Source organism: Mesorhizobium sp. NZP2298 (assembly GCF_013170825.1).
In the GTDB taxonomy this organism is placed as follows: Bacteria; Pseudomonadota; Alphaproteobacteria; order Rhizobiales; family Rhizobiaceae; genus Mesorhizobium.
Genome location: NZ_CP033365.1, coordinates 562,142 through 574,045, shown reverse-complemented (window position 1 = coordinate 574,045; position 11,904 = coordinate 562,142). Strand labels below are relative to the sequence as shown.

Annotated in this window: 11 protein-coding genes; 6 read left to right on the top strand and 5 right to left on the bottom strand. The window is 64.5% G+C overall.

Annotation, left to right across the window (positions count from 1 at the left end):
* Positions 1 to 30 precede the first annotated feature (30 nt).
* From EB231_RS02620 to EB231_RS02600, 5 genes are all read left to right on the top strand, one after another.
* Positions 31 to 1,569 carry a sugar ABC transporter ATP-binding protein gene (locus EB231_RS02620; RefSeq protein WP_172352787.1) on the top strand — a complete coding sequence of 513 codons (1,539 nt, stop codon included), beginning with the start codon at positions 31 to 33 and terminating at the stop codon, positions 1,567 to 1,569.
* A gap of 98 nt (positions 1,570 to 1,667) precedes the next feature.
* On the top strand, positions 1,668 to 2,663 hold the full coding sequence (locus EB231_RS02615) for an ABC transporter permease (RefSeq protein WP_172347466.1): 996 nt from the start codon (positions 1,668 to 1,670) through the stop codon (positions 2,661 to 2,663).
* Positions 2,664 to 2,749: 86 nt separating this feature from the next.
* Positions 2,750 to 3,529, top strand: a complete 780-nt coding sequence (locus EB231_RS02610; protein ID WP_172347465.1) for an SDR family NAD(P)-dependent oxidoreductase — start codon at positions 2,750 to 2,752, stop codon at positions 3,527 to 3,529.
* The gene (locus tag EB231_RS02605) at positions 3,526 to 4,137 is read left to right on the top strand and encodes an SDR family oxidoreductase (RefSeq protein ID WP_246740863.1); all 612 of its coding nucleotides are present in this window, start codon (positions 3,526 to 3,528) and stop codon (positions 4,135 to 4,137) included. Before EB231_RS02610 ends, EB231_RS02605 begins: the two co-directional genes overlap by 4 nt.
* Positions 4,121 to 5,020, top strand: coding sequence for an aldose 1-epimerase (locus EB231_RS02600; protein WP_172347464.1), 900 nt, complete (start codon positions 4,121 to 4,123; stop codon positions 5,018 to 5,020). The genes EB231_RS02605 and EB231_RS02600 overlap by 17 nt, the downstream gene beginning before the upstream one ends.
* Here EB231_RS02600 and EB231_RS02595 read toward each other — a convergent pair.
* The 4 genes from EB231_RS02595 to EB231_RS02580 all read right to left on the bottom strand — a co-directional run bounded on the left by EB231_RS02595 (position 5,017) and on the right by EB231_RS02580 (position 9,442).
* Positions 5,017 to 5,778: an SDR family NAD(P)-dependent oxidoreductase gene (locus EB231_RS02595; protein WP_172347463.1), complete on the bottom strand. Its 762-nt coding sequence runs from the start codon at positions 5,776 to 5,778 to the stop codon at positions 5,017 to 5,019. The genes EB231_RS02600 and EB231_RS02595 overlap by 4 nt on opposite strands.
* On the bottom strand, positions 5,775 to 7,337 hold the full coding sequence (locus tag EB231_RS02590) for a sugar ABC transporter ATP-binding protein (protein ID WP_172347462.1): 1,563 nt from the start codon (positions 7,335 to 7,337) through the stop codon (positions 5,775 to 5,777). Before EB231_RS02590 ends, EB231_RS02595 begins: the two co-directional genes overlap by 4 nt.
* Before the next feature lie 56 nt (positions 7,338 to 7,393).
* Positions 7,394 to 8,368, bottom strand: coding sequence for a sugar ABC transporter substrate-binding protein (locus EB231_RS02585; protein WP_172347461.1), 975 nt, complete (start codon positions 8,366 to 8,368; stop codon positions 7,394 to 7,396).
* A gap of 63 nt (positions 8,369 to 8,431) precedes the next feature.
* Positions 8,432 to 9,442: an ABC transporter permease gene (locus EB231_RS02580; RefSeq protein WP_172347460.1), complete on the bottom strand. Its 1,011-nt coding sequence runs from the start codon at positions 9,440 to 9,442 to the stop codon at positions 8,432 to 8,434.
* Positions 9,443 to 9,678: 236 nt separating this feature from the next.
* Between EB231_RS02580 and EB231_RS02575 the strand changes: the two genes are divergently transcribed.
* Positions 9,679 to 10,716, top strand: a complete 1,038-nt coding sequence (locus EB231_RS02575; RefSeq protein ID WP_172347459.1) for a LacI family DNA-binding transcriptional regulator — start codon at positions 9,679 to 9,681, stop codon at positions 10,714 to 10,716.
* Here the strand turns inward: EB231_RS02575 and EB231_RS02570 are convergent, their stop codons facing one another.
* Entirely contained in the window at positions 10,717 to 11,895 is a 1,179-nt protein-coding gene (locus EB231_RS02570) for a mandelate racemase/muconate lactonizing enzyme family protein (RefSeq protein ID WP_172347458.1), read from the bottom strand.
* Positions 11,896 to 11,904: the final 9 nt, after the last annotated feature.

Sequence of the window (11,904 nt, the reverse complement as noted above, 5' to 3'; positions counted from 1 at the left end):
AGGTCGGCCCGCCAATCGCTGTCAGGCATGATGAATTATTCCGACACATCCATCGCGGCAATCACCCCGTTCCTCAGTCTCGAGAACGTGCGCAAGACCTATCCGGGCGTCGTCGCGCTCGATGGCTTCTCGATGGAGGTCAGGCCGGGCGAGGTTATCGGCCTCGTCGGCGAGAACGGCGCCGGCAAGTCGACCTTGATGAAGATCCTCGGTGGCGTCACCACGCCCGACACCGGCACCATCACGGTCGATGGCACCGCCCACAAGGGACTGACGGTTGAAGGCAGCCTGGGCTCCGGCATCGCCTTCGTCCACCAGGAACTCAACCTGTTCGAAAACCTCGATGTCGCCGCCAACATCTTCTTTGGCCGTGAACCGCTGCGCGCCGGACCGCTCAAGCTCGTCGACCGCGCCAGATTGCGCGCCATGGTGGCGCCGCTGCTCAAGCGCGTCGGCGCCAATTTTTCCGCCGACACGCAGGTCGCCGACCTGTCGCTTGCGCAACAGCAGATGGTCGAGATCGCCAAGGCGCTGTCGATCAAGGCAAGGCTGGTCATCCTCGACGAGCCGACATCGAGCCTGCCGATCGCCGAAACCGACAAACTGCTCGACGTCATCAAGGCGCTGAAGGCCGATGGCATCAGCGTCATCTTCATTTCGCACCGCCTGCACGAGGTCGAGCGCGTCGCCGACCGCGTCGTCGTGCTGCGCGACGGCATGTTGGCCGGCACGCTGGGCAAGCGCGACATCAACCACGACCAGATGGTCAAGCTGATGATCGGCCGCATGCTGAAGGAGCGCGAGAAGGCATCCGAGGCCGCGCGTGCGCCCGGCGCCGTCGCCCTCGCTGCCAAGGCCGTCCGCACTCCCACCTACCCCGGCCGCCCGGTCGACCTCGATGTCAGGCGCGGCGAGATCCTCGGCCTTGCCGGCCTGGTCGGCTCCGGCCGTACCGAGCTGGCACGCGTGTTCTTCGGTATTGACGGCAGCCTTGGCGGCGCGTTGGAGCTCGACGGAAAGCCGCTTGTGCTCGGCTCCGCGGCCGACGCCGTCGCGCACGGCATTTTCCTGGTGCCGGAAGACCGCAAGCTGACCGGCATCCTGCTCGACCTGTCGATCGCGCAGAACATTTCGCTACCCAATCTGCCGGCGCATGCCAGGCGCTCGCTGGTGTCGGCCAGTGCGGAGAACGCTACCGCCGAGAAGCAGAAGAAGGATCTCGGCATCAAGGCGCCATCGGTGCAGACACGCACCGGCACGCTGTCGGGCGGCAACCAGCAGAAGGTCGTGCTCGGCAAGTGGCTGGCCATGAACCCGAAGGTGATGATCCTCGATGAACCGACGCGTGGCATCGACATCGGCGCCAAGGCGGAAATCTACGGGCTGATGCGGGCGCTCGCCGATGCCGGCGTCGCCGTGCTGATGATCTCCAGCGACATGGAAGAGGTGATCGGCGTGTCCGACCGCATCGCCGTCATGCATGAGGGCCAGATCTCGGGCATTCTCGACAAGGACCAGTTCAGTCAGGAAAACGTGCTGCTGCTGGCTGTGGGCAAGCCGGCAAACTAATGCTGTCGCGCAGAAGTGACCTCGGGTTCGCGACAACGACATGCATACACCAAGGAGCCGGAGCGCGCGACGCGCTTAGGCCGTAAGCGGAGACGACGATGAGCAAGAAAGATCTCGGCCTGCTGATCCTGATCCTGGTGGTCGGGGCGATCGTCGCCATCATCAATCCGCGCTTTCTGTTGCCGATCAACCTTGCCAACACCTCGAACCTGATCGGCCTGTTCGGTATCCTCTCGATCGGCCAGGCCTTCGTCATCATCACCGGCGGCATCGAACTGTCGGTCGGCTCGCTGGTCGCGCTGCTGGGCACGCTGTTCATCGACTTCATCGCCGTGCGCGGCATGGGATGGCCTGTTGCCTTCATGCTCATCCTTGTGCTTGGCGCGATCATCGGGCTGGCGCATGGCTGGCTGATCACGCGGCTGAAATTGCAACCCTTTGTCGTGACGCTGTGCGGCTTGCTGATCTATCGCGGCGTCGCGCGCTTCTACACCGCCGACGGCACGGCCGGCTTCGCCTTCGGCCAGAATTTTCCTGACCTCGAATTTCTCACCGCTGGCCGCTCCTGGGGCGTGCCGAACTCCTTCTTCGCCCTGATCATCATCGCCATCGTCATGTGGGTGGTGCTGCACCGCTCGGTGTTCGGCCGCTATCTCTATGCCATCGGCAAGAACGAGGAGGCGGCGAAATATTCGGGCATCCGCACCGGCCGGATCGTCATGGCCGCCTATGTCATCTGCGGCGTGCTGACCGCCTTGTCTGCGATCTACTTCGCCATGTACACGCGCTCGATTTCACCCGCCAGCCATGGCCAGTTCTACGAACTCTACGCCATTGCCGCTGCTGTGCTTGGCGGTTTCTCGCTGCGTGGCGGCGAGGGCTCGCTGATCGGCGTCGTGCTTGGCACCGTGCTGCTGCAGGAGCTGCAGAACCTTGTCAATCTGCTCGGCATCCCGTCTTCCCTCAACTTCGCGGTGATGGGAGGGGTCATCCTCATCGGCGTGCTGGTCGACCAGCAATGGGGCGTGTTCCGCGCACGGCGGCTGATGGTGGATGCCGCTCGCAAGAATGTCGCTGGTGCGCCCGCGGAATAAGCACTTGCCCATGACTCAACCGCTTGTCCGCGCTTTGCGAATATTATAATAGCATAACCCGATATTGCTCGGGGGGTGGACGGGACATGCGCTGCGATTTGCGAGGCAAGGTAGCGTTGGTCACCGGGGCCGCGGGCGCTATCGGCAGTTCCATCGCCGAACGCCTGTCCGACAATGGTGCTGCCGTCGTCGTCGCCGACATCAACGGCGAGGGCGCGAGCCAGGTCGCGGCCGGTCTGAGCAACGCCATGGCCTGCGCCACCGACATCCGTGATGCCGCCTCGGTCGACAGTGCGATCGCCGCGATCATGCAGCGCTACGGCCGCCTCGACATCCTCATCAACAATGCCGGCGTCAACACGCTGGCGCACCGCGTCACCCTGGACGAATTCCCGCCCGAGGAATGGGACCGCATCACCGGCATCGACCTTGACGGCCTCTATATCATGAGCCGGGCGGCGCTCGGACCCATGCTCGCCGCCGGCAACGGCGGGCGTATCGTCAATATCGCCTCGGTTGTCGGGCTTGCCGCCATGCGCCTGCAGAGCCCGTTCGTCGCCGCCAAGGCCGGCATCGTCCATCTGACACGTTCGATGGCGATCGAACTTGGCGCCAGGGGCATCCTGACCAACGCCGTCGCCCCGGGGTCGGTGATGACGGCGCTGACGGCCAAGCTGTTTTACGGCGACGACGGCAAGTTCGCCGGCCGCACGCAGGAGTTCCTCGCCCATGTCCCGCTCGGCCGCCCGGCTGAACCGCAAGAGATCGCCGAGGCGGTGCTGTTCCTGGCCTCGCCCGCCGCCAGCTACGTCAACGGCCAGGTCCTGGCCGTCGATGGCGGCTGGACGGCGGGATACATGATGTGAGTGACGCGATGGAAATCGATCTCGTCGGCGCGACGATAGCGCTGGAAGGCCCAGGCAATCCGCTTGTCGAAGCGGCACTTGCCGCCTTGCGTGCCAATGGCGGCCGCATTGTCGAGGGGGTGCGGGCACGGCCCGCTGGCATGCTGCCCCCCGACATCTTGCTTGTATCCTGCCCGTTGCGTCCGGGAACGACGGCCGAAGATTCCCCCACCTTGTATGCCGATGCCCGCAAGGCCGCCGTGGCCATGACCGAGCGCGGCCGCGGGCGCATTGTCTTCCTGATCTCGGCCACCGCCGGCATGCCGATGCGTCGCCATCCGCGCTTCTCCATGGAGAATGCCTCGATCCTGGCCGGCATGCGTACGCTGGCCATGGAGTTCGGGCCGAAGGTGCTGGTCAATGCCGTCGGCTTCGGCGCGGTCGAGGGTGAAACCATGGTTTCGGGCGACAAGGCGATGCTTAGCCACACACCGGTCGGCCGCGCCGGCCGCATCGAGGAAGCGGTCGCGGCGGTGTTGTTCTTCTGCGATCCGCTCAACACCTACACGACGGGCCAGATGCTGGGCGTCGACGGTGGGTGGACGGCGGGCTATGGGCGTAATTTCTGAATTGCTGAGCATCGGATCGGGAGCTCTCCAAGTCGCGTTGGTGCCGCGGATCGGCGGCTCCGTCAGTTCGCTGCGCTGGCGGGGCATCGACCTCATGCGCCGGCTTTCGGATGCGGATCTTGACGCCGGCAATGTGCTTGGCGTCGCCATGTTTCCGATGACGCCCTTTGCCAACCGCATCGCCGGAAACGCCTTCGAGTTCGCGGCACGGCGCTGGCGGGTCCAGCCCAACAATCCGCCCGAAAAATTCAACGTCCATGGCAGCGGCTGGCAACATGCCTGGACGGTCACCGAAATGGGAGTGACCAGCGCAACGCTGTCATTGGATATTGCTTGCGGAGACGAACCCTATTCCTATCACGCGACGCAAACCTTCGTGGTTTCCGACGAAAGGCTGTCGGTGACGATGACGCTGGCCAACACCGGCCCGGCTGCCTTGCCGTTCGGTTTTGGCCTGCATCCCTGGTTTGATCGCGACCCCGACGTGACGGTGCAGTTCAAGGCTAGGCGCTTCTACCTCGAAGAGCCCGATGGCGTGTCGGGCGATTCCATCACCTTGCCGCCCGAACTCGACTTTGCTGGGGGCCGGCCCTTGCCGGGCGGCTGGCGCAACAATGACTATGGCGGCTGGGACGGCGAAGCGACGATCCGCTTTCCGGCACGCGGCGCGGGATTGCGGATCACTGCCGACCCTGTCTTCAAGCATCTGATGCTCTATGCCGACCCCTCAAAGCCGTATTTCTGCGTCGAACCGCAGACCAACGCCTCGGGCGCCTTCAACAGGGGCCGATGGGATGATCCGGGAGAGGGCGTGATCGTGCTCGCCGCAGGTGAAAGTGCTGCTGGCACGGTTTCGTTCACGCCCTTCGCGCTTGAGACCTAAAGCAGCCGGGCCAGGAGCCCGCCATCGACTTGCATGGCGCTGCCGGTGACGAAGGATGCGGCATCCGAGATCAGGAAGCCGATTGCCGTGGCGATTTCCGAGGGGTTGGCGATGCGCGCGACCCGGTTGGGCTCGAACGACAGGCCGAGCGCCTCGGCGCCGCCGGCCGCTTCCAGCCCGTCCAGCGTCATCCGGGTGGCGACCGAGCCGACCAGCACTGCGTTGACGCGGATGCGGTCGACGGCATAGTCGAGCGCCATCTGTCGCGACAGGCCGACAACCGCTGCCTTGGTCGCGGCGTAGGCGGGCACGCCGGGAACCGTGGCGTCGGCGTGCACGGAGGCGATGTTGACGATCGAGCCGCCGCCGGCCGCACGCAGCAGCGGCAAGGTCGCCCGGCAGACGCGGAAGATGGCCGTCAGATTGACGGCGACGGTCCTGTCCCAGTCCTCGTCGGAAACCTCTTCAAGCCGCTTGCCGGTCGGATAGATACCGGCACAGTTGACGACTGCGTCGAGCCCACTGAAACGCTCGACCGCTGCGGCCACGGCTGCCTGGACGTCCGCTTCGCGGGTGAGGTCACTTTCGCGGAAGATCAACTGGCTTTCCGTGTGACGGTTGGCCAACGCCCTTCCTTCTTCGCCATCCAGCCCGGCGCCGAAGACCTTGGCGCCCTCCGCGACAAGGTATTCCGCTGTCGCCCGGCCGATGCCTGTCGCGGCTCCCGTGATAAAAATACGTTTGCCGGCGAACATCATGACGAAACCCGCCCAGCCATTGCGTGGCGTTCCGCTTGCGCTGATGTCACCGAGCGCAGCACGCGATCCTCGCCGCCTTCGCCGCGGTTGAATTCGTCGACGATGCGGCCGTCGGCGACGACGAGGCAACGGTCGCAAAGGCCGATCAGTTCCTCGAGTTCCGATGCGACGATCAGCAAGCCCACGCCTTTCTCGGCCAGTTCGACGACAAGCCGGTAGATTTCGTGGCGGGTCGCCGCGTCGACGCCCTTGGTCGGCTCGTCGAGCAGAAGCACTTTCGGTGCCCGCATCAGCACGCGGGCAAACAGCAGTTTCTGCTGGTTGCCGCCCGACAAATGGGTGACCGCCGCCCGCGGTGACGATGCCTTGACGTTGAGCGCACGCATGGCGGCGAGGATCGAGTTGCGCTCCAGCCGCCCGCGCACCATGCCGTGCCGCGACAAGGGCGCCAGATTGCCGATGGTGATGTTGGCCCCGACCGGCAGGTTGAACAGCAGGCCGTCGCGCTTGCGGTCCTCGGTCAGCAAAGCGATGCCGGCCGCGCGGGCCTCGGCTGGCGATCTGACCGCTACAGGCTGGCCCATGACACGGATTTCGCCTTCGGCAGCGACGCGACCATAGATGCCGTGCAGGATCTCGCTGCGGCCGGAACCAAGCAAACCCGCCAGCCCGACAATCTCGCCAGCGGTCACGGAGAGGCTGATGTCCCTTGCGCCATGAACAGCGCCGCTGTGGCCAGCGACCGTGAGATGGCGAACCTCCAACGCGGTCGGCGCATCAACAGGTGCGGCGTGCTCCGGAAACAGCCGCTGCAGCCTTTGGCCGGACATGGAGAAGATGAAGGTCTCGGCATCAAAATCCTCGCGCGCGATCCGCACCGCCACCTTGCCGTCACGCAGCACGGTGGCGCGGTCGCAGATGGCGAGCACTTCGGGCAGGCGGTGCGTGATGTAGATCATGGCCACGCCTTGCGCCTTCAGGCGGCGCAGCACGCTGAACAGGGCATCGACTTCGGTTCCGGAAAGCGAGGCGGTTGGCTCGTCCAGCATCAGCACGCGCGGCTTCATGACGATGGCACGCGCGATCATAACAAGATGGCGCTGTGCCGAGGTCAGTGACGCGACATAGGCCCTGGGATTGATGTCGATGCCGAGGTCGGCGAAGATCTCGCCGGCGCGCTGCTCGAGTTTCCGCTGATGCACCAGCATGCCGGCGCCGAGCCCTGTGCGGCCGGCAAAGACATTCTCGGCCACCGAAAGCTGTTCCAGCACCTCGATTTCCTGCGGCACATAGCCGACGCCGCTCGAGCGCGCACCGGCGGGCGAGGTGAAATTGACGGGCCGGCCGTCGAGTTGGATCGTGCCGCTGTAGGAGCCGGCCGGATGCACGCCGTTGAGGATCTTGACCAGCGTCGACTTGCCGGCGCCGTTCTGGCCAAGCAGAGCGTGGATCTCGCCCGGGATCACATCGAAGTCGACACCGCGCAGCGCCTGCACGCCGCCAAAATTCTTGGCGATTGCAGTGGCTGAAAACAGGGGCTTTTGATTGATGTCGGACACGATGATCCCTTGGAAAGGAGCCGGATCCGCGAGATGCGGACCCGGCAGTGCGGTCGTTACTGTCCGGCGCCGTCCAGCATCTTGTAGTACGGGGCGAGATCGGCTGCTGTGATCACCTTGGCCGGCAACGGATTGCTGTAGGGCACGGTCTTGCCCTGGGCGAGATCGCCCAGCAGTTCGGCCACCTTGGCGCTCTCTTCATAGAGCGGTTGCGCGACGATGCCGTAGGCGGCGCCCGACTTCACCAGATCAAGGTTCTGCCTGATGTAGTCCATGCCGATGATGACGACATCGCGTCCGGCCTTGCGGGCCGCGCCAGACCAGGTCTGGATCGAGTTGCCCGTGGTGCCGAAGGCTGCGGTCACGTCAGGATTGCCCTGCAGGATCGCCACCGCCTTGGCTTCCGCCGCCGATGGCTCGAAGCCCTCCATCTGTGTGTCGAGCACCTTGATGTTGGGGTACTTCGCCGCGATGGTCTTGCGGAAGGCATCCGACATGGCGTTCTCGGTGTCGTTGGAAGCGCCTTGCGTTAGCGCCACGGTGCCCTTGCCGCCCAGCTTGTCGCCGATGGCGATGGCCGCATTGGCGCCGACCTCGGCGATGTTTTCGCCCGTCGCTGCCTTCAAGCCTTTGACGGTGCCTTCCGGCGGCAGGACATGCCAGGTGACGATCGGAAAGCCTTCCTTGGCCAGCTTGGTGATGTAGGAAAAGATCGCCGGATCGACGCCATAGACGCCGATGGCATCATATTTGGTGCGGGCAAGGGCGGCTTCGGCCAGCGGCAGCGTCGCCGGAATGTCCCAGTTGGTTGCACTCGGGTCGCCGACGACCTCGCAGGTGTAGCCGAGCTCCTTGCATTTATTGAGGAAGCCGGCCTGCATCAGCCGGTGCACGGGGTGGTCTTTCATCGCCTGCACCCAGAGCAGATGGACGTCGGCTGCTTTGGCAAGACTGGCCGAGCCCAGCGATGTGGCAATCACCGCCGCCGAAAACGCGGCGCGGACCAGCCGCTTCGTCAAATGAATTTTCATGCTTTACCTCCCTTGGTTCGCCGGCCTTTTGCCGGCGCAATATCGCTGTCTCTGGCTGGCTTTTCAGGCGCCGGCGATGAAATAGCGGCGGCGCACGATGTCGAGGCCGACGGCCATCACCATGATCACGCCGACCGCGATCTGCTGCCAGTTGGAGTTGACGCCGATGACGACGAGGCCGCTCTGCACGATTTTCAGCAAAAGGATGCCGACAACGCCGCCAGCCACCGTGCCGGCGCCGCCGAACAGGCTGACGCCGCCGACCACGACACCGGCGATGACAGTCAGTTCCCAGCCGCTGCCGATCGAGGTGCCGCCGCTGCCGAGGTCGGCCATGACGAACATGCCGGCGATCGCCGACAGCGCGCCGACGGTGATGAAGGCGCCGATCTTGTAGGCATTGGTGTTGATGCCGACGAGGTGCGCCACCTCCTTGTTGCCGCCGGTGGCATACATGTTGCGCCCGAGCACGGTTCGCCGCAGCACGAAGTCGGCAATGATGGCGGCGATGATGAAGAAGGCAAAGCTCCAACCGAGACCGAAGACGAGATCGGTGCCGCCAATATCATTGATCGCATCCGGCAGCGGATACACGGGGTAACCACCCGTCACCACCTGGATCAGCCCCTGGCCGATGAACAGCATGCCGAGTGTCTGGATGAAGGCAGGAATGCCCAGCCTGACGACGATCAGCCCATTGAGGAGACCAATCAGGGCGCCGACGCCGATGCCGCCGAGAATGGCTGCTGTCACCGGCAAGGCCGCCGCCGTCATCAGCTTGCCGGCGACCACGGCGGACAGGCCGGCAACCGAGCCGACCGACAGGTCGAACTCGCCGGCGACCAGCAGGATGGTCTGGCCGATGGCGATGATGCCGACAAAGGACACGACGTTGAGAATGGCGCGGATGTTGCGCTCCGACAGGAAGGCCGGTTCGAGCAGCCAGAAGAAGGCGATCAGTAGCGCCATGGCCGCCAACACGCCGACTTCGCCGACAGCAATGAAGCCGATCAATCGCCGCCGGAACGATTGCGCGTCCCGGGGCGGCGAGTTCACCTCGGCCGCGCTGTTCATCCTGACCTCCCTGACGGCGCCTGTTGCCGGCTCTTGCTGCCGGCCCATTCGCCAGCGCCGATGTCGGCGCACTCCTCGTCATTATTAAGATTATAATATTATAACTTGTCAACGCGAAATTTCCTGACGTTGCGTAGCCGGGCCGATCGCTGGAAAGCATTCGCCGCAACCGCTAAGAATGAGCGGTTACTGCGTGATCCCCTTGGCGGATTCCGCCTGCTTTGGAGCCATTCGAGATGACCGATAGGCCAGGGGACGGCCCGGGCGGAAGAAAACCGCAACGCCTTGGCGTCCGCGAGATCGCCAAGCGTGTCGGCGTCGCGCCGATGACGGTGTCGCGCGCGCTGTCCAATCCCGACATGGTGTCGCCGGAGACACGCATCAGAGTGCTCGAAGCGATCGAGCAGGCCGGCTTCGTGCCCAACCGGCTGGCCTCAAGCATGCGCGGCAATGGCCGCATGATCGGCACGGTGGTGCCGCCGCTGATCAATTCGGGTATCGCCGAACAGGTGCAAGGCATGTCCGACGAATGCCACGAGAGCGGCTATTCGATGCTTCTGGTGCAGGGTGAATTCACGCAGGAAGCGGAGGAAAAATCGATCCGCAATCTGCTCGGCTGGCGACCGGTCGGCATGATCCTGCAGAGCTTCGTGCAAAGCGAGGCGGCACGCGCGCTTCTGAAGAGCAGCGGCGCACCGGTGGTCGAAATATCCGAGATCAAGGGCCGCAAGCCGATAGACATGGTGGTCGGAGTCTCCAATTTCGAGACCGCCTATGCCATGACCATGCATCTGGCGGCCAAGGGCTACAAGCGCATCGGCTTCGTCTCGACGCCGATCCATGGCAATGATCGTTTGCAGCAGCGCCGCACCGGCTATCATGCCGCACTCACCGAACTTGGTTTCAAGAACCATGCCGACATGGAGGTCGAAGTGCCGATCACCGCGCAGGGCGGTGCCGAGGCATTGGTGACGCTGACCTCCAGGCACAGGGATATCGATGCCATCTTCTTTTCCAGCGACACGCTGGCTGTCGGCGCCGTCCAGGAATGCCACCGCCGCCGCTGGGCGGTGCCCGGCAGGATCGCGATCGCCGGCTATGGCGACATGGATCTGGCCGCGCAGCTTTATCCGCCCCTGACCACGGTGAAGGTCAACCGCTACGAGATGGGCCGCCGCGCGGTGCGGCAATTGCTGGCGAGGCTCGGCGGCGACACCAAGGTGCCGACCATCATCAGCCTCGGCTTCGAGATCGTCGACCGCGAAAGCGCGTGATCAGGATTTCCTTGCGGGTTGCTCGCGCCGCCCGAGGCGCTTTTCCCAGCCTTCGGCATGGACGTTGAGATAGGCGTTGGGATCGTAGGGGTGATCCTTGATCGCCTCGATGTCGAGATCGATGCCGAGCCCCGGCGCGTCCGGCAGCGACAGGTGGCCGTTGTCCGGATTGACCGTCGGATGCCAGGTCACCAGCTCGCGCGTCCACGGGTCGTTGAAGGCGTCGAAATGCTCCTGGATGAGGAAATTCGGCACCGCCGCCGCCAGTTGCAGGCACACCGCCGTCGCCACCGGTCCGCCGCTCTGGTGCGGCGCGATGTGGCTGCCATGCGCGAAAGCCAGATTGGCCACCTGCATCGATGGCGCAATGCCGCCGAGCGACATTGGTTCGGGCTGGAAGATGTTGACACCACCGCCAGCGGCCAGCGTGTAGAACTGCCCGACCGTGTCGTACATCTCGCCGGTCGCAACCGGGATCGGCGAGCGATGCGCCACTTCGTGCACGGTCTCCTGCCGGTCGCGCGAGGTCGGCTCCTCCCACCAGTAGATGTCCAGGTCAGCGAACTTCCGCGCCGCCTGCAGTGCCGCGATCTCGGTGAAGCGTGCATGCACGTCGATCAGAATTCCCGTGTCCTTGGGCAGGCGATCACGCAGCGTTCGGCAAATGGCGTAAGAGAGGTCCAGTTCCTCGCGCGAGATAAAGCCCTGCGCGGTGCCGAACGGGTCGAGCTTGAACGCCTTGAAGCCCTTGGCCAGCACCGCCTTGGCGGCTTCCAGAAAGGCCTCCGGCGTACGCTCGGTGCGGTACCAGCCATTGGCGTAGCCGAGCACGCTGTCGCGCACCTGGCCGCCGAGCAACTGGTGGATCGGCACGCCGAGGCTCTTGCCCAGAATGTCCCAGCAGGCGACCTCGACCGCCGCGATCACCGTGCGGTGGATATGGCCGCCGTCTAGCGAGACGCTATCCAGCATGCGCTTGGCCAGCGCGTTGATGCGGCGCGGATCCTGGCCGATGGCGAGGTGCTTGAGTTCGTGCACACCGGCTTCGGTGGTCTTGATGAAGCCGTTCAGCGTGCCTTCGCCGATGCCATGGATGCCCTTGTCCGTGTGCACCTTGACGAAGAGCCAGTTCTTCCAGCCGGCGCCGACGGCAAAGGTCTCGATGTCGGTGATCTTCATGCGGCAGTC